The organism is Bacillus sp. XT-4, from assembly GCF_050864245.1.
Classification (GTDB): Bacteria; Bacillota; Bacilli; order Bacillales; family Bacillaceae; genus Bacillus; species Bacillus altitudinis.
The window spans coordinates 68,774-85,924 of the sequence record NZ_JBPAFI010000001.1; the positions used below are offsets into that span (position 1 = coordinate 68,774).

At 42.2% G+C, this 17,151-nt stretch carries 17 protein-coding genes and 1 pseudogene; 13 read left to right on the plus strand and 5 right to left on the minus strand.

What is annotated here, in order from left to right; all coding sequences use genetic code 11:
* Positions 1–18 precede the first annotated feature (18 nt).
* The gene (locus ACRRMM_RS00340; RefSeq protein WP_367638428.1) at positions 19–906 is read right to left on the minus strand and encodes a tyrosine-protein phosphatase; all 888 of its coding nucleotides are present in this window, start codon (positions 904–906) and stop codon (positions 19–21) included.
* Positions 907–996: 90 nt separating this feature from the next.
* Between ACRRMM_RS00340 and ACRRMM_RS00345 the strand changes: the two genes are divergently transcribed.
* Complete coding sequence (locus tag ACRRMM_RS00345) at positions 997–1,749, plus strand: DeoR/GlpR family DNA-binding transcription regulator (protein WP_048002648.1); 753 nt, start codon at positions 997–999, stop codon at positions 1,747–1,749.
* A gap of 122 nt (positions 1,750–1,871) precedes the next feature.
* Entirely contained in the window at positions 1,872–2,261 is a 390-nt protein-coding gene (locus ACRRMM_RS00350; protein ID WP_156061714.1) for a tautomerase family protein, read from the plus strand.
* Positions 2,262–2,294: 33 nt separating this feature from the next.
* Here the strand turns inward: ACRRMM_RS00350 and ACRRMM_RS00355 are convergent, their stop codons facing one another.
* On the minus strand, positions 2,295–2,849 hold the full coding sequence (locus ACRRMM_RS00355) for a hypothetical protein (RefSeq protein ID WP_041092801.1): 555 nt from the start codon (positions 2,847–2,849) through the stop codon (positions 2,295–2,297).
* Between the two features lie 125 nt (positions 2,850–2,974).
* Here ACRRMM_RS00355 and ACRRMM_RS00360 point away from each other — a divergent pair, with 125 nt between their 5' ends.
* From ACRRMM_RS00360 to ACRRMM_RS00385, 6 genes are all read left to right on the plus strand, one after another.
* Complete coding sequence (locus ACRRMM_RS00360) at positions 2,975–4,108, plus strand: CdaR family transcriptional regulator (protein ID WP_017359511.1); 1,134 nt, start codon at positions 2,975–2,977, stop codon at positions 4,106–4,108.
* Positions 4,109–4,185: 77 nt separating this feature from the next.
* Positions 4,186–5,595 (plus strand): glycolate oxidase subunit GlcD, encoded by a 1,410-nt coding sequence (glcD, locus tag ACRRMM_RS00365; RefSeq protein WP_008346628.1) that lies wholly within the window; start codon positions 4,186–4,188, stop codon positions 5,593–5,595.
* Complete coding sequence (locus tag ACRRMM_RS00370) at positions 5,592–6,938, plus strand: (Fe-S)-binding protein (protein ID WP_048002647.1); 1,347 nt, start codon at positions 5,592–5,594, stop codon at positions 6,936–6,938. Before glcD ends, ACRRMM_RS00370 begins: the two co-directional genes overlap by 4 nt.
* Before the next feature lie 78 nt (positions 6,939–7,016).
* Positions 7,017–8,504 carry a spore germination protein gene (locus tag ACRRMM_RS00375; protein ID WP_019743946.1) on the plus strand — a complete coding sequence of 496 codons (1,488 nt, stop codon included), beginning with the start codon at positions 7,017–7,019 and terminating at the stop codon, positions 8,502–8,504.
* 12 nt (positions 8,505–8,516) lie between these two features.
* Entirely contained in the window at positions 8,517–9,617 is a 1,101-nt protein-coding gene (locus tag ACRRMM_RS00380; protein ID WP_007499199.1) for a GerAB/ArcD/ProY family transporter, read from the plus strand.
* Positions 9,614–10,714, plus strand: coding sequence for a Ger(x)C family spore germination protein (locus tag ACRRMM_RS00385; RefSeq protein ID WP_230677016.1), 1,101 nt, complete (start codon positions 9,614–9,616; stop codon positions 10,712–10,714). Before ACRRMM_RS00380 ends, ACRRMM_RS00385 begins: the two co-directional genes overlap by 4 nt.
* 43 nt (positions 10,715–10,757) lie before the next feature.
* Here the strand turns inward: ACRRMM_RS00385 and ACRRMM_RS00390 are convergent, their stop codons facing one another.
* Positions 10,758–10,988, minus strand: coding sequence for an excisionase family DNA-binding protein (locus tag ACRRMM_RS00390; RefSeq protein ID WP_008346618.1), 231 nt, complete (start codon positions 10,986–10,988; stop codon positions 10,758–10,760).
* Between the two features lie 166 nt (positions 10,989–11,154).
* Here ACRRMM_RS00390 and ACRRMM_RS00395 point away from each other — a divergent pair, with 166 nt between their 5' ends.
* From ACRRMM_RS00395 to ACRRMM_RS00405, 3 genes are read left to right on the plus strand one after another with little or no spacing between them, the layout of a single operon-like run.
* A complete protein-coding gene (locus ACRRMM_RS00395; protein WP_048002686.1) occupies positions 11,155–11,562 on the plus strand; it encodes a GtrA family protein in 408 nt (135 codons plus the stop codon).
* A gap of 4 nt (positions 11,563–11,566) precedes the next feature.
* Positions 11,567–12,448, plus strand: coding sequence for a UTP--glucose-1-phosphate uridylyltransferase GalU (gene galU / locus ACRRMM_RS00400; RefSeq protein ID WP_017359504.1), 882 nt, complete (start codon positions 11,567–11,569; stop codon positions 12,446–12,448).
* Positions 12,449–12,501: 53 nt separating this feature from the next.
* Positions 12,502–13,104 carry a DedA family protein gene (locus tag ACRRMM_RS00405; RefSeq protein WP_007499192.1) on the plus strand — a complete coding sequence of 201 codons (603 nt, stop codon included), beginning with the start codon at positions 12,502–12,504 and terminating at the stop codon, positions 13,102–13,104.
* Between the two features lie 39 nt (positions 13,105–13,143).
* Here the strand turns inward: ACRRMM_RS00405 and ACRRMM_RS00410 are convergent, their stop codons facing one another.
* Positions 13,144–13,965 (minus strand): uroporphyrinogen-III synthase, encoded by an 822-nt coding sequence (locus ACRRMM_RS00410; RefSeq protein ID WP_048002644.1) that lies wholly within the window; start codon positions 13,963–13,965, stop codon positions 13,144–13,146.
* Positions 13,966–14,113: 148 nt separating this feature from the next.
* Between ACRRMM_RS00410 and ACRRMM_RS00415 the strand changes: the two genes are divergently transcribed.
* A complete protein-coding gene (locus tag ACRRMM_RS00415; RefSeq protein ID WP_007499188.1) occupies positions 14,114–14,734 on the plus strand; it encodes an acetate uptake transporter in 621 nt (206 codons plus the stop codon).
* 38 nt (positions 14,735–14,772) lie between these two features.
* On the opposite strand, the gene ACRRMM_RS00420 is transcribed toward ACRRMM_RS00415, so the two are convergent.
* Positions 14,773–15,792: an LLM class flavin-dependent oxidoreductase gene (locus tag ACRRMM_RS00420; RefSeq protein ID WP_039963626.1), complete on the minus strand. Its 1,020-nt coding sequence runs from the start codon at positions 15,790–15,792 to the stop codon at positions 14,773–14,775.
* Positions 15,793–15,967: 175 nt separating this feature from the next.
* On the opposite strand from ACRRMM_RS00420, the pseudogene ACRRMM_RS00425 reads away from it, so the two are divergent.
* A pseudogene (locus ACRRMM_RS00425) lies at positions 15,968–17,151 on the plus strand (hypothetical protein); the annotation flags it as partial.

Below are 17,151 nucleotides of genomic sequence, written 5' to 3' on the forward strand. Positions count from 1 at the left end.
CATCACCTCATATTAAGTTTATTCTGCGTTTTGTGATGGAATGCCAGCAGATGGTGTAAGCAAGATGTTTTTCATTTTAAGCAGCTGAGCTTTCGGGACGTCGCAGGCTTCTAGTAAATACCGCTCTGCACTTCCGTATGTATCCATCATCTCATTCAGTACATCTTCAAGATAATCTTGCTGCACACCAAGCAGGGGCTGAATTTGTTCTTTTGACACCCGATATAAACTCATCATGCGAACAAATCGTTCTTGTCTTTTCACTAGTATTTTCACGCCTTCATTGGAACGCATGTATTCACTTAAAACGGTATGCACCGGCACACCCGCTGCTAATTGAATAAGAGCAGATAAAAAGCCTGTACGGTCCTTTCCGCTTGTACAGTGAAGCATAAGTGGATAATTTTTTTCATCTGACAGTAATGTAAACAATTGCTGAATCTCTTTTTTTCGCTCATAGAGCATGCTTTGATATACATCTTTCATGATCGGTGTAAAGGATAGAGATTTTCCTTCTGCTATCAGCATACGAAACATGGTCCATTTGCTAGGCATCATGCTGTCAGGCTGCATAGGGATATGAACAATTTTGTCATGTTCCATGATCTTTGGTGGGTGTGATTTTCGTTCTGAGCTTGTACGCAGGTCACAAATCGTTTGAATTCCAAGTGTTGAGAACGTCAATATGTCTTGCTTCGTGAGACGTGATAAATCAGCAGATCGATAAATCATTCCTTGTTTGATGACCATCTGATCCGTTGTTTGAAGTCCCCCTACCTCTCTAAAATTTGCAAGCTTTGAAAATTGTATGTTGTGTTCATTCATAGAAGTGAATATCCTTTCTATCCTCTTTTCTCTATCATACGCTTTTATGAAAAATGAGAAAAGATAAGAGAAAAAGATCATTAGATTCTCCCATGTTGATCAGTGACATCTTTTACGTGGAATTATTGTTATAATAGAATCAGCATATTCGTATTGATTGGAGATTGTAGCATGATAAAAACAAAACGTATTCAGCAAATAAAAGAGTATGTATTTGACCGGGAATCTGCCTCTCTTGATGAGCTTGTGACGCATTTTGGCGTCTCAAAAAACACCATACGCCGAGATGTACAAGCATTGGTAGAATCCGGCGTGCTAAAGAAAGTGTACGGCGGCGTCGCTGTGAATCACACAACATTGGTGGTGTATCAGGAGCGAAAGACTCGTCAGCTGAGTAAAAAACAATTGATCGGACAGGCTGCCGCCGCTTTTGTTGAACATGGTGATATGATTTTTGTTGATTCTGGTACAACGACACTGGAGATGCTTCCCTATTTGAAGGAGAAACAGATTACCGTTGTGACAAATAACGTGGATTTCATTACACAGGCTATGCCTTATGAACACCTCACCATCTTTTCAACCGGGGGTATGCTAGAGCGAAAAACAAATTCTTTCGTTGGTTATCAAAGTGTTGAACGTCTCAAAGCATACAATGTCAATAAAGCATTTATTGCATCAACTGGTTTATCCATTGATCATGGCGTCACGAATTCCTCCCCGCTTGAGACAGATATTAAAAAAACGCTCGTTGAAAAAAACGCCAAAACCTTTTTATTAGTCGATGATAGTAAGTTTGACCATTATGCCTTGACCACGTTTTGTGACTTAAAAGACATAGACATCGTCGTGACGAATGAACAACCAAATGAAGATTACCTTCAATATGGAAAAGAGCATGATGTGAAGTTTGTCACGCCTTAGTCCAGAGCGAAAAAGCCAAGCGCCAATGTGTTGGCTTTTTTCTTATGTCGCAAAAGAGTGAAACGGCGAAGTGTTGGTTACATTATGATTGTATATTAAACACATATTTGGAGGTTGACCTGATGCCGTTGTTACGATTTGACGTGATAGAAGGCCGTTCAAAAGAGGAATTAAAGAAACTGCTGGACACCTGCAATGAAGCAATGGTTGATGCCTTTGGGGTACCTGAACGAGATCGCTATCAAATTGTTCATCAGCACCGCCCTGAAGAAATGATCATCGAAGACACTGGGCTTGGTTATCAGAGAACACAGGATCTGGTTGTCATTAGTGTTGTCAGTAAACAGCGGACGAAAGAGCAAAAGGAACTGCTTTATGCACAAATCGCAGAACGTGTAGAAAAAGAATGCGGGGTTGCCAAGACGGATGTGATGATCTCCATCGTGGAAAATGGAGACGCCGATTGGAGCTTCGGGATGGGTGAGGCTCAATTCATAAGAGGATTGCTCTAAAAAACGGCTCAGGAATGTGAGCCGTTTTTTGATTCATTCATTTTCAAGCTGCATGAGCAAGTTGAATAAATAGCGGTACACTGCTGAGATCACACCAATCAAAGGTGTATCTTCTTTGATGTCCTCTAGTTCAAGAAGCGGAATGTTGACATCAAATAACCCGTCTTGTCCATTAAATTGAAGCTGAGCACCATTTAATGTTGAGAGCATCTCTTTTAGTAATCCAGTATCTTTTTTAGGACGCTTCAATCCGAATAACACGGTATACGTCTGAAATACTTCATCCCATTCTATGGCAAGTCCGTCGGCTCTCACCACATCAAACCACTTCGACTCGATATAAATGAATTCTTTTTGTTGTTTTTTTACGTATGTAAGAGGTGTATTTAAAAAGGCAGCATTTTCTGCTTGAATCATTTCCTCCGATTCTTTGTCTACACGTTCTATATAAACATCAGCAAAGCGTGCTTCTTCTGTCATTTTTGCCCCTTCTAACGGCCAATTTTGACTTGCGGCTTTGTTATATTCAAAGTCGGTGAGCGCCTGCCCTTCTTTCAATAAATCTTGTAAGCGATTTTGCAGTGACATGACTGTATCTCCTTTCATCTACTTCATATGCGTTTTTTATTTTAGCATAACACATGAAAAGAAAGATATGCCTGAGCATATGATGGTATGATAGTGGAAAAAGAAACATCTCGGAGGGGACCGTTTTGCTCACAATGACACTGGCAGAAAAAATCGTAGATGAGGTCAAAAAGGTACTGACGGAAGAAATCATCATCACACAAACAAACGGTACCATTATTGCTGCAACAGATCCAGCACGCATTGGTCAATTTCATGAAGGAGCATATGTCACATCCTTAGAAGGGCAGAAACGAATTCTCACAAAGGATGATGTGCTGCAGATGAAAGGCGTCAAAGCCGGTATCAATCTGCCTATTTATTTTAAACAAGAAGTCATTGGGGTCATTGGAATGACAGGTGATCCTAGGCATGTCTCCCCTTTTGGCGACATTTTACGTAAAATGACGGAGCTGCTCATTCAAGAACATGAATTTTTTCAAGAAACGGAAACAGATGAACGGCAGCTTGAAGCATTTGTGTTCGACTGGCTTCATCTGCCAGAGACAGCGGCAGGTATGACCGAGAAGGCGCAGCGGCTTGGCCTTGATGTCAACAAGCAGCGTGTCGCTATTCTCATTGATTGTCAAGACGAATCGTTTATGAAGCAGGATCAATACAAACTGATGAAGGACAAACTGCAACTCACCAATCAGGAGATCATTGTGCGCTGGGGGCATGCACGTTTTTTGCTCATGCTACAAGCCACACCAGATGGTCGTGATACATGGCACAAGCGCTTGTTCCATATTCATGCTGCGCTCACAGCGCTGTCACCATCGAGGATTTTAATGGGGGCAGGAAAACCAGCAGCTTCTCATGTCATGAAGCAGTCCTTTCATCAAGCGTTTCGCGCTTTAAAATTGGCGCATGCTGAAACACCCATTGTGTTTGATGAAGATTTGACACTTGAACTTTTTATGGAGGAAATCAGTCAGGAAACAAAAGATGCGTTTCTTGATCGAACGATTGCGTCCCTTTTCCCCTATCCTGAACTAGTGAAAACTTTGCGGGTACTCATAGCTTCGGATTACTCATTGAAACATACAGCAGAAGCTATGCATGTCCATATTAATACACTTCATTACAGATTAAAACGGATCCAGGATTTAACGACACTTGATCCAAAGCGTATGCAAGATGCGATGCTTTTTTATTTGGCCTTGCTGCTTTTAGATCATGATACAAAAAATACGATAAAACAGCCTGATATTTTGTAGAATCGTCTATAGTCATGTGACGGTTCTTTTTTTATACTGGTAGAAACGAGACGTTAAATGAGCGGGAGTGATTGTATATGCTAGATTCAGAATTTTCAAATCAATTAAAAGAGATTGTCGGTGCGCCCTATGTCCAAGACAGCAAGGCGGATCGTCTTGCCTACTCTTATGATGCGACACCAAATTTTCAACAGATGCCAGATGCGATCGTGCGGCCTCACACGGCTGAAGAAGTGCAGCAAATTGTGAAACTGTGCGCCTCTTACAAGGTGCCGATCGTCCCAAGAGGCTCAGGGACGAATCTGTGCGCAGGAACATGCCCTACTCAGGGCGGATTGGTAATTCTCTTTACTAGAATGAATCAATTATTAGAAATAGACGAAGAAAATTTAACCGCAACGGTGCAGCCTGGTTTAATTACGCAGGAATTGATTCATCAAGTAGAGGAAAAAGGTCTCTTCTACCCGCCAGACCCAAGCTCTATGAAAATTTCCACATTAGGCGGCAATATTAACGAAAATTCAGGGGGACTGCGGGGATTAAAGTATGGAGTGACAAGGGATTATGTCCTTGGGCTTGAAGTGGTTTTGCCAAATGGTGACATCATCAAAACAGGCGGAAAGCTTGCAAAAGATGTTGCTGGATATGATATGACTCGATTGTTCGTTGGTTCAGAAGGAACACTCGGGATTGTCACAGAAGCGGTGCTAAAGCTCCTGCCGCTTCCAGAAACGAAACAAACAATGCTTTGTTTATACGAAAGCCTTGAAGAAGCTGCGACTTCTGTATCGGCCATCATTGCCGAGCGTATCATCCCTGCTACATTAGAATTTATGGATCAGCCGACCCTTGAAGTCGTTGAAGATTTTGCAAACATCGGCCTGCCCACCGACGTTCAAGCTGTGTTATTAATTGAACAGGACGGCAACCCTGAAGCTGTTGCTCGTGATATCCAAAAAATCGCAGAAGTCTGTGAGCAGCACGGAGCTACAAGCGTCAAGATTGCACATTCAGAAGAAGAGGCAAGTGCACTCTTAACAGCGAGACGCTCTGCTTTATCTGCCCTCGCTCGATTAAGTCCTACAACGATTTTAGAAGATGCTACCGTTCCCCGGTCTGAAATTGCCAATATGGTTCGTGCAATCGAAGACATTGCACGAAAGTACGAGGTGAACATTTGTACGTTTGGTCATGCCGGTGATGGCAACTTACACCCCACTTGTGCGACAGATGCAAGAAATGAAGAAGAAATGAAACGGGTAGAAGCTGCTTTTCAGGCCATTTTTGAAAAAGCCGTTGCCCTTGGCGGCACGATTACAGGCGAACATGGCGTGGGCCTCATGAAAGCGCCCTATTTGGAGCTGAAGGTCAAAAAAGAAGGAATCGCTGCAATGAAGGCGATTAAACAGGCACTTGACCCTGCACATATCATGAACCCAGATAAAGTGTTTGGAAAAGCCTCAAGAAAGCGAGTGGTGGTCTCATGAGTTCTTCTTCTAAGCAAAAAGAGATCCAGCAGCAGTTTCAGGAGCAAATGGATGAAAAGGAGCTGCTTAATTGCATGCGCTGCGGATTCTGCCTCCCTTCCTGCCCTACTTATATTGAATCTGGACAACAAGAAACGCACTCCCCTCGGGGCCGAATTGCGTTAATGAAAGCTGTAAGAGATGGCGTCATTGAGCCAGATGAAGATGTTGAACATTCCCTTAATCTTTGTCTTGGCTGCCGTGCATGTGAACCAGTCTGCCCTTCTGGCGTCAAGTATGGACAGCTGCTAGAAGATGCAAGAGACATTATTCAACAACATAAAAAACAATCGTTTCCCGTCAAATTGATGAGACGTGTTGTGTTTAAAGGTCTCTTTCCGTCACAAAGTCGTATGCGACAAGCTGCTAGTTTTCTTCGATTTTATCAAACATCTGGTCTGCAAACAGCCGCCAGGAAGACTCGCATACTGAAGGTGCTTCCCTCCCATTTACAGTTGATGGAACAGGCACTTCCAAAGGTGCCGCCTCAAAAGAAAAAGAAAAAACGTTTGAATGAATATAAAGCCATTGGTCAGGCAAAAAAACGGGTGGCGTTTTTTACTGGCTGTTTAATGGATACAGTTTTCTCAAACACAAACAAAGCGACCATTCATCTCTTACAGCTGGCAGGCTGCGATGTGATCGTTCCTCCTATACAAACGTGCTGCGGCGCGTTACATGGTCATAGCGGAGAAAAAGACCAAGCAAAACAGTTAGCCAAGCGGAATATTGAAGCATTCGAGGAAACAGATGCCGATGCGATTGTCATGAACGCGGGCGGCTGCGGCGCCTTTTTAAGTGATTACGGTCATTTGCTTCAGGATGACCCAGATTTTCAAAAACGAAGTAAAGCCTTCTCACAGAAAATAACCGATATTTCAAGCATCCTTGTAGAGCTGGAATTTCACCGCCACGTGCCACTGGCTCTGCCAGCGCAAGTGATCACCTATCAAGACTCCTGTCATTTACGAAATGGAATGAATGTACTACAGGCGCCGAGGGTGCTTATGAACGCCATTCAAGGAGTAACGTTTAAAGAAATGAAAGATGCTGGCCGCTGCTGCGGATCTGCAGGAATCTACAATATCTTGCAGCCAGACATGTCGATGCAAATTTTAGATCATAAAATGACGGAAGCGAACAACACAGCTGCAGCTGCCATTGTGACGTCGAATCCAGGCTGTCAACTACAAATGGCAGCAGGCGTCAAAAAGGCAGGACATATGCCTAGCATGAGAGCGATTCATCTGGCTGACTTTTTATTAGAAGCCGTTCAATATGGAAAAAAAGCGTCCAGTTCATGAAGCTGAACGCTTTTTTTATGCATATCTTCAGAAGATCGGTTGGATAATAGAGGCAAATCGCGGAAGGAGATGGTTCAAGTGCTGAAGAAAAACAAATCAAAACAGAAAGACCCGAATTCAGTATTTGAAGCATTATCGCGCTCTTCTGATTTTATCAATGAATTATCAAGTTCCGGAGGTTTTCTTTACAGAATTTCTTTTTTTCGATCTTTAATTAATGGCAATCTCCTTCATGAACAAATCTTGCCTTTTATTCAACAATTGCATCTAACACCCACCCTTGAAGAGCTGAAAGAACACATCCCAATTGAACAAGCTGTGATTACGAAGGACCTTCAAAAAGTGGAAGAAGCTCTTCATCGAGGCAGTATTGCTGTTCGGATTGAGACAGATTGGGGCAATACGCTTCTCTTGCCGATTGAAGAAAAGAAAGGCAGACAAGTGGGCCCGCCTGAGATTGAATTCGGAATCATTAGTGCGCAGGAAGCATTTGTGGAAGGGCTGGACACAAACTTAAACTTGATTAGGCGCAGGCTGCCCACTCCTGACCTTAAAGTAGTTGAACACACAGTTGGTACCCTTTCTCAAACGAAAGTAGCCGTTGTATACATAGAGAATATCGCCAACCCGCAGAACATTGAAACCGTTCTTCAGCGGATTCAAGATGTTGACTATGACCAAATTCTAGATTCTAATTATCTTGCGCAAATGCTTTATGATGTGTCCAATACAATCTTTCCATTGTTTTTAAATACAGAACGGCCAGACAGGGTTTCCTCAGGTTTAACGGAAGGAAAAATAGCCATTATGGTTGACGGTTCGCCTCATACCCTGCTTGCACCTACAATTTTACTCGAGTATTTTTCTACAATGGAAGACTATAACATGTCTTGGATCGCAGCATCCTCCTTTCGGCTGTTACGCATTTTTGCAGTGATATTTTCTATTTTTGCAACCCCTTTGTATGTAGCTGTTTTAACGTTTCACTATGAACTGATTCCCAAGGATTTATTAGAAACGATCGTAGCATCACGTTATCTCGTGCCCTTTCCGCCTATTATTGAAGCATTATTTTTAGAGATATCGATTGAGCTACTTAGGGAAGCCGGGTCTCGCCTTCCTGCAAAAGTCGGACAGACGCTCGGGATAGTTGGAGGTATTGTGATCGGACAGGCTGCGGTTGCAGCGGGATTAACAAGTAATATCCTGCTCATTATTGTCGCATTATCAGCTCTTGCCTCTTTTGTCACCCCTATATATAAAATGGGGACAACCATTCGTCTCTTACGTTTCCCATTCCTTTTTGCTGCACAAGTGTGGGGAGCGCTAGGGATTTCGCTAATGGGGGCTTTTCTTCTTACACATTTAATGAAATTAACGTCTATAGGCCAGCCTTACTTAGAGCCAATCTTTCCACTTCGATTGGCCGATTTAAAAGGTAGTTTGATTCGGCCCCAACTCCGCTTTTTGAAAAAACGTCCAGAAAATTTACGCCCGCAAAATGAAACGATACACCGCCAAAAGCCAAAGCAAGGCCGTAAGGGGAAAAATGATTTTTATGAATAAGGAAGTGAAGGCATGAGCTCTTCTTCTGTGAAAGAAAAATTTCAAGTATCCCCTTTTTTTGTGTTTTTTCTGATCAATGCCAATCAAGTTGGTGTTGGTATTTTAAATTTCCAGACGAATCTGGTCCGGACGATTAATAATGATGGGTGGATCGCCATTTTAATTGCTGGTGCAAGCGTCAATTTGATGATCTTCCTCATTTACTTTTTGTTTAAAAAAGCACCTACTGACGAATTTAGTGACATTACGCAATCTGTGTTTGGTAAATGGCTTGGACAATTCATCAACATTCTCTACATTTTGTATTTTTCTTCATTATCTTTGATTGTGCTTGTTCATTATATGGATGTAATCCATGTTTGGCTGTTTAAAGAAATTCCCGGTCTTCTATTTGCATCAGTGCTGCTCATCCTCGTCTATTACATTCACACAGGCGGATTTAGAACAATCGCTGGCTGGGCATTCTTTAGCATTGTCCTAACGTACTGGATGACCTTTATCTGCTTTTATGTCATGAAATATAGTCACATCCGCTTTATGTTCCCCATGTTTGATCATTCATTTTCACAACTCATGATGGGGGTCAAAGATGCCTCTTTATCCATGTTTGGTTTTGGAACATTGCTTGTCTATTATCCCTTTATTAAAAAAGCACAAACGTCGCAAAAATTTGCACATATGGGAGTGTTGCTGACTACATGCCTGAATTTGCTTGTATTTCTCGTCTCTATAGCGTACTACTCAAGTGCTCAGCTCGAACTAACGAAATGGCCAACATTGACATTAACCAGCATTGTCAAACTTCCGTTTATCCAGCGCTTTGAATTTATTGAAGTGTCGCTATGGCTTTTGCTTATCGTTCCAAATATCGCCATTCCATTATGGGCAGCAAGCAGAATGGCAAAACAAGTGTTTCACACGAGCCAGCGCATGACGTTAATTGTTCTCAGCCTTCTCATTCTCGTCATGTTTTCATTTTTGATCGAGGCCACCTCTTTTGAGACGTTTAATAAATGGGTGGAATATAGCGGATATATCCTCATATATGGATTGACTGGATGTATGATCATTGGGCTGCTGCTGAAAAAAAGGTGGGTGAAAAAACGCGCATGAAACATTATATTCTGGTGTGTCTCATGTTATTGAGCCTTTTCTTAACGAGCTGTGCACAGCCTCGTCTCTTAGATGAATTAAGTATCTCGCAGGCAGCGGGATTTGACTTATTGGATGATGGAGAAATGAAGGGTTTCTTTGTTTTTCCCGTTTTCAAAAGTGAAGAACAAGGCAGTTACCAAATTGTAAGTGCTAAGTCAAATACCATTAGCAATATTCAGTTTCTTGTGTCGGAAAAATCGCCTTTCCCCGTTGTCATGGGACAAGTACTCGTGATTTTAATAAGTGAAAAGCTGGCGAAAGAAGTGGGTATGATTGATTTGATGAATTACATTTATCGTGATCCGATCATTGGGTCCCGTCAAGTATTTGCCATAGTAGGCGGAGAAGTTGAAGATTTGTTGTATACAAAGATGAATCAAACCAACTTAAATATCGGTGTATATCTTTCAGATTTACTGGCTCAAAACATGCGAAACGGCAATCAACCTGTGACCAATCAGCATATTTTTATGAATCAGATGATGGCAAAAGGCGTGGATGCCTACCTCCCTTACATTAAAAATACAAGCAACTCTATTAAAGTGTCAGGTGTCGCTCTTTTTGATCAAGAAAAAATGGTTGGGCATATTCCAGGGGAAGATACGTTTACGTTTAAAGCGATGATTGAAAATCATAAAAATGGGATTTATGAGTTTCGATTTAATGACACAAAGAAAACCCATGTTGTCATTGAAAATATCAAATCACATGTGTCTTATCACATTAAACCAACTGAAAACCTTTCAAAAAAGCCTCATATCACCATTGATATCAAGCTGAAAGGTGAGTTGAAAGAATTTATGAAATCAAAAAAAATCGATACGCCTTCTATCTTGCAGCATGTTGAAAAAGAAGTGGAGAAGCGTGTGGCCCAGCAAGGAAAAGACCTTGTTCAATCCTTTAAAAAGCAAAAAATTGATCCACTTGGACTTGGTTTGAGATATCGTTCTAAAGATAAAGCCATGACACCGGAGAAATGGCAAAAAATCTACCCTGATGCAGATGTCCAAGTGAATTGTCATATGAACATTGTCCAAACGGGTGTCAGCCAATAAAAAAGACTGTATGAAAAGGTTCTCCCTTCTCGTACAGTCTTTTTTAATCTTCATCTTTTACGTCCGGGTCCTCAGGGATTGGTTCATTTAAGATGTCTTGAATGAGCTCTTTATATTGTTCTAGCTGTTTCATATGGGTTTGAAACTGCCCTTGATAAATGAGATACGATTCCCCGTCAAATACGTAACGAATCTTTTTTTGCTGAATTAATTTTTCAACATATGCTTCAGATACTTCTAAGTATTCAGCTGTTTCTCCAATTGTTAAATACATGCTGTGCACCACCGTTCGTTTCATCTTACAAATTATATCACGAGCTGGTGAAAAAACAGATATCGCTTGTTCATGTTTTTTTCATCTTTTCTTCACTGATTCGTCAACTCGCTTTTGTACAGTATTCATACACCCACTCAAACACTAGGAGGTGATGATCCTTCGCATGACAAAGAAAAATATTCGGACCTATGCCGCATTTCTAACTGTAGGCGCTAGCAATACAATGATTGACTTTCTGTTCTTCTTTTTTTTAACTGCTTGCTTTGTTCCCTCTTTTCTTGCACAGTGCCTGTCCTATACCGCAGGAATGCTGAACAGTTATGTTTGGAATCGAAAATGGACGTTCCAAGTGAAAAAGAAAGCTGACAAGTGGGAATGGATCAAGTGGGCCACAGTCAACGGCGCAGCGTGCCTTCTCACCTATGTTGTCTTATATGTCATGCAGCAAGCAGGTTTCTCATTATTCATTAGTAAAGCGATTGGTACCCTTCTTGGCATGATGATCACTTTTATTGGAAGCCGCCTATGGGTGTTTCCATCAGAAAATAAACCATCAGAAATGGAGCGATAATTCAATGAATATCAAAAAAGCCGTTATACCAGCAGCCGGATTAGGCACACGTTTTTTACCCGCAACGAAAGCACAGCCAAAGGAAATGCTGCCGATTATCGACAAACCCGCTATTCAATACATAGTTGAGGAGGCTGTTCAATCAGGCATTGAAGATATACTAATTATCACAGGAAGAAATAAAAAATCAATTGAAGATCACTTTGACCGTTCGATTGAGCTAGAACACACGTTGCTTGAAAAAGGGAAAAATGAACAGTTAGCTGAAATCAAACATATTGCGGATATGGCCAATATTCATTATATTCGTCAAAAGGAGCCCTTAGGTCTTGGACATGCGGTATTATGTGCACGTCATTTTACTGGCAATGATCCTTTTGCGGTCCTTTTAGGTGATGATGTCATGGTGTCAGAAAGACCTGCACTCTCTCAGCTCATGGAAGTCTTTGAAGACAAACAAAGAGAGGTCATTGGCGTCCAGCAAGTGGATCGTCTAGATGTCAGTAAGTATGGTATGATAAGACCAGCTAGAGTAGACGGTCAAGTGTTTGAAGTCACAGACTTAGTGGAAAAGCCAGCTATTCATGAAGCTCCTTCCGATTTAGCCGTGATGGGCAGGTATCTGTTAACACCATCGATTTTTCCTATTCTACAAGGAATTGAGAGAGGTGCCGGGAACGAAATCCAACTGACAGATGCGCTGAAAATCATTGCACATGAATCACCCATTTATGCAAAACAATTAGATGGGATGAGATTTGACGTTGGTGATAAGCTGGGCTCATTTAAGGCAGCGGCTGAAATTGGATTGATGCGTCATGATATGCGGACAGCCATGCTAGCATATATGCAAAGCATACTCATGAGAGAAGCAAAACAAGCATAGGCTCTTATAAGGATGCTTGAAGAAAATTCGTATTTAAAGGCAGAGTGAAATGAATGGGAACCTTGTTTAATGAAATTTTAACCTGGCTGACAAGCCTTGGTTACGCAGGTGTTGCACTTGGACTGATGATTGAAATTATCCCGAGTGAAATTGTACTTGCCTACGGCGGATATATGGTGTCAACAGGAAGCATTGGATTTGTTGGAGCCGTCATCGCTGGGGTGATTGGAGGAACACTTGCCCAGTGCTTTATTTACTGGATCGGCCTTTACGGCGGAAGACCTTTTTTAACAAAGTATGGGAAGTATTTATTCATCCATGAGCATCATATTGCCACGGCAGAACGCTGGTTTGACCGATATGGAACGGGTGTCGTATTTACAGCTCGTTTTATCCCAGTCGTGCGCCACGCGATCTCAATTCCAGCTGGTATTGCAAAGATGCCATTTCTGAAATTTGTTCTTTTGACCGGATTAGCCGCCATCCCTTGGTCCATCCTATTTATTTATCTTGGAATGCAGCTTGGGACAAAATGGGACCACATTCAAAGTGTCGCTCACACGTATACAACACCAATTATGGTCATTGCCATCGTTCTCATCGTACTGTATTTCGTTTTGAAAAAAATTCGCACAAATCGAAAACGGACAATCTAACAAAAACGCCTTTCACTCGTCATGTGAAAGGCGTTTTTTCTATGCGTGCGTCGATTGTTTTTTCATATATTGAGATAATTCCATAATCATTGCACCCATTCTTTCAAGTGAAGGGGCTAGAATTCGGCTTATCCCCTCTTCTTTTAATGCTTCAGCTGTGACTTTTCCAACAGCTACAGCTAATACATGCTGCTCGAATAGATGTTGCAGTTCTTCTTTTTTGCCCCATTCTTCTGCTAGTTTGAAAAAGGCATGAACCTGAACAGCGGTTGTAAAACAAACGGCATGGACCTTCCCTTCTTTCATTTCTTGAAGCAAAGTGTCCGCCGCCTCTGGTTCAGGGGGCGTGTGCTGATATGGCATGAGCTGCAAAACGTCTGCTCCCTTGTGATGTAAAAAATCAATGAGAGCTGGTGCATTTTCGCCGTGAAGCTGTACCATGACCCGTTTACCTTGAAGTTCTTTGTCTTCTAACTTTGAAATGAGGTCACGAACGGTTCCATCTTCATCAGAAACATCTGGCTGAATGCCGTGTTTTTTTAGAGCCGCAAACGTTTTGTATCCTCTTGAAGCGATATGGGCACTTGATAAAATGTTCATAAATGCTTCTCCAAGCTGGAGCTCTTCTGCACTTTCAATTAATGTGTCTGTGCCGATACCCGTTGTTAAAATGACCCAGTCAGCTCCCTTCTTTACAAAGGTTTCTATGCCTGGCTTCAATTCCTCTTTGGCTAAAAATACAGTGCCCTGAAGAGAACGAATAACAGCTTGTCCTCCTTGCTTTCCAACAAGTGTACGCATTTCTTCTGTTTTTCTTGTTCCGCATATGGCAATGGTCTTTCCAGCTAAGCCTTTACTCATTCTCATCCCTCTTTTTCTATCACATGTATGATGTATTGTATTAAATATAGATTTATTTGGAAGACGTTGCAAGTGTCTACTAAAAAAGAGCTTGACGTTTCTATCGAATTCGAGTATCTTTTGTAAGTGCAAATTGTAGGAGGTCATTATGGAAAAACAGAATGTTCAAGCAATTCGATTATCAATCGCTGACCCAACACCACTTGGTTTGTTTGGTTTAGCAATGGTGACGCTTGTTGCGTCTTCACAAAAACTAGGAATCACAGATGGCACATCTCTTATTTTACCTTGGGCTATCTTCCTTGGAGGAATCGCGCAGCTGATCGCGTCCATACAAGATTCAAAGCATCATAATATTTTTGGAGCCACTGCCTTCGGCGCATTCGGTCTTTTTTGGATGGGTGTTGGAACCACTTGGCTCATTCAAGCTGGCGTTTTTGGGAAAACGCTTGCGGGAGCTGCGGACCCAAAACAACTAGGTTTTGCTTTTATTGGTTATTTGATTTTCAGCTTATTTATGACGATCGGTGCAATGGAAACACATAAAGTATTGTTTTTGATTTTCGTCTTTATTGATTTCTTATTCATTGGCCTGTCCCTAAGCTCGTTTGGTGTGATGTACGATGTGACTCATACGATGGCTGGTATTGCAGAATTGATTATTTCTCTTCTTTCATTTTATGGTTCTGCAGCTGTTGTGCTGAATACACATTTTGGTCGTACAGTACTGCCAGTTGGACAACCATTTCGCGTGTTTACTAAAGCATAAATAAAAAAGAACTGCTCTTGGCAGTTCTTTTTTTATTCTTATTTTTCTTGTTCCTCTTGAAATATCTCTGCAATGATTTCATAAGAACGCATTCTTTCTTGATGGTCAAACATATCAGAATTAATCATGACTTCATCTGCTTGAGTTGCTTCAATAAAGGCTTCTAACTCTTTTTTCACCTTTTGTTTATCCCCGATCATCGTCGAACTTAATTGTTCGTCCACCATCGCCTTCTCATATGGACTCCATAACCCATCCATACTTTCAACAGGGGCTTTGAGTTTTCCTGGTGTATTACGAATAAGGCTCAAAAATCGCTGATAATGAGACGTCGCCAAATATTCAGCCCGCTCTGTTTGATCAGCAGCAAAAACCGTCACACCAACCATCGCATAAGGTTCTTTTAACACATCTGAAGGTTGAAATGACTGTCTGTATAATTCTAAAGCAGGAATGGTATTTTTAGGGGAGAAATGTGCCGCAAAGGCAAATGGCAGTCCCAGTTCTCCTGCAAGCCTTGCACTAAAACCACTTGAACCAAGAAGCCAAATTGGTATATCCAATCCTTCTCCCGGAACGGCTCTTACATGTTTTTTGATCTGACCAGTCGGTTTGAAATATTGACGAAGTTCTTCAAGCTGCTCAGGGAAATCCTCACCATTATGAAGATTACGTCTAAGTGCCCTTGCCGTTAACTGATCTGTTCCTGGTGCCCTGCCAAGACCTAAATCAATTCTCCCTGGATACAAAGTCTCCAGTGTTCCAAATTGTTCTGCAATGACGAGTGAAGAATGGTTTGGAAGCATAATCCCCCCAGAACCAACCCGGATCTTTTCAGTCCCTCCAGCAATATGTCCAATCAAGACGGATGTTGCTGAACTCGCAACCCCTTCCATATTATGATGCTCCGCAAGCCAATATCTATGGTAGCCCCACTTCTCAGCTTTTTTTGCTAAATCCATACTATGCTCAAATGATTCTTTAATTGTGCCCCCCTCTGTTACAGAGGATAAATTTAACACGGAATATGCTGTGTGTTGTAAAACTGATTGACTCATACATGCTGCCCCATTTCTTTCAAAAATCATACTAGTTTCATTCTTTCAACACCATAACATAAAACGATTTAACTTTTAAATGATTTGATTCGATGAACTTCGAACTAAAAAATATCATTAAGCTCAATTCCGCTTTTTAAATTTCCACATAGAATAAAATATTAACTTTTAGGAGATGGGGAATTTGTATAACCAGTACGATAACAAATGTCCCTTTTGCGGAAAAAATCATGATTGGCAACCTCATTACAGAAAATCTCGTCACGATAGACCTACATTTGATGATTGCCCTCTTCTTAAACGAGAATGTAAAAAGAAAAAAGTTGTTAAACATCACAGCACTTGTGCTAAAGCAAAAGGACGAAAAAAAGCAAATAATAAGATTGTCAAAAGAGGTTCTACTGGTGATACTGGGCCTACCGGAGTTACTGGAGCTACTGGTCCTACCGGTGCTACGGGTGCGACTGGTGTAACTGGTGATACCGGGCCTACTGGTGCGACTGGAGATACTGGAGTAACTGGTGCAACTGGTGTAACAGGTGCTACTGGTCCAACAGGTGCCACCGGAGTTACTGGATCCACTGGAGATACAGGGCCTACTGGAGCCACTGGTGTAACTGGTGATACCGGTCCAACAGGTGCCACCGGAGTTACTGGAGCTACTGGAGATACCGGGCCTACTGGTGCGACTGGTGTAACTGGTGCGACTGGGCCTACCGGTGCCACCGGAGTTACTGGATCCACTGGAGATACCGGGCCTACTGGTGCGACTGGAGTTACTGGAGATACAGGGCCTACCGGTGTAGGATTAACAGGAATTGAAGCGTTTGATCCGGTAGTAAGTCCTACTTACCCGGTAGGGCAAGTAGTGACCTTTAATGGCAGTACGTATGTAGTAAATACTGCACCACCGACAGGTACACCAGATACTTCCCCAGACTACACATTACTGGCTGCAGCAGGATCCACTGGAGATACTGGGCCTACCGGTGCCACTGGTGTAACTGGAGATACCGGTCCTACCGGTGATACTGGAGTAACTGGTGATACCGGACCTACTGGTCCAACCGGTGATACTGGTGCAACTGGAGATACTGGAGTAACTGGAGATACCGGACCTACCGGTGCTACTGGTGTAACTGGTGATACCGGACCTACTGGTCCAACCGGTGATACTGGTGTAACTGGAAATACCGGTCCTACTGGTGCCACTGGTGTAACTGGAGATACTGGTCCAACCGGTGATACTGGTGCAACTGGTAATACCGGACCTACCGGTGCCACTGGTGTAACTGGAGATACTGGACCTACCGGTGCCACTGGTGTAACTGGTGATACCGGACCTACCGGTGCTACTGG

Bases quoted from the DNA above. Each gene is read 5' to 3' on its own strand.
- ACRRMM_RS00350 (WP_156061714.1), top strand. From the start codon at position 1,872: ATGCCGTTGTTACGATTTGACGTGATAGAAGGCCGTTCAAAAGAGGAA.
- ACRRMM_RS00385 (WP_230677016.1), top strand. From the start codon at position 9,614: ATGAAACATTATATTCTGGTGTGTCTCATGTTATTGAGCCTTTTCTTA.
- ACRRMM_RS00420 (WP_039963626.1), bottom strand. From the start codon at position 15,792: ATGAGTCAATCAGTTTTACAACACACAGCATATTCCGTGTTAAATTTA.
- ACRRMM_RS00405 (WP_007499192.1), top strand. From the start codon at position 12,502: ATGGGAACCTTGTTTAATGAAATTTTAACCTGGCTGACAAGCCTTGGT.
- glcD (WP_008346628.1), top strand. From the start codon at position 4,186: ATGCTAGATTCAGAATTTTCAAATCAATTAAAAGAGATTGTCGGTGCG.
- ACRRMM_RS00390 (WP_008346618.1), bottom strand. From the start codon at position 10,988: ATGTATTTAACAATTGGAGAAACAGCTGAATACTTAGAAGTATCTGAA.
- ACRRMM_RS00410 (WP_048002644.1), bottom strand. From the start codon at position 13,965: ATGAGTAAAGGCTTAGCTGGAAAGACCATTGCCATATGCGGAACAAGA.
- ACRRMM_RS00370 (WP_048002647.1), top strand. From the start codon at position 5,592: ATGAGTTCTTCTTCTAAGCAAAAAGAGATCCAGCAGCAGTTTCAGGAG.
- ACRRMM_RS00345 (WP_048002648.1), top strand. From the start codon at position 997: ATGATAAAAACAAAACGTATTCAGCAAATAAAAGAGTATGTATTTGAC.
- ACRRMM_RS00340 (WP_367638428.1), bottom strand. From the start codon at position 906: ATGATCTTTTTCTCTTATCTTTTCTCATTTTTCATAAAAGCGTATGAT.
- ACRRMM_RS00380 (WP_007499199.1), top strand. From the start codon at position 8,517: ATGAGCTCTTCTTCTGTGAAAGAAAAATTTCAAGTATCCCCTTTTTTT.
- ACRRMM_RS00415 (WP_007499188.1), top strand. From the start codon at position 14,114: ATGGAAAAACAGAATGTTCAAGCAATTCGATTATCAATCGCTGACCCA.
- ACRRMM_RS00355 (WP_041092801.1), bottom strand. From the start codon at position 2,849: ATGTCACTGCAAAATCGCTTACAAGATTTATTGAAAGAAGGGCAGGCG.
- ACRRMM_RS00395 (WP_048002686.1), top strand. From the start codon at position 11,155: ATGACAAAGAAAAATATTCGGACCTATGCCGCATTTCTAACTGTAGGC.
- galU (WP_017359504.1), top strand. From the start codon at position 11,567: ATGAATATCAAAAAAGCCGTTATACCAGCAGCCGGATTAGGCACACGT.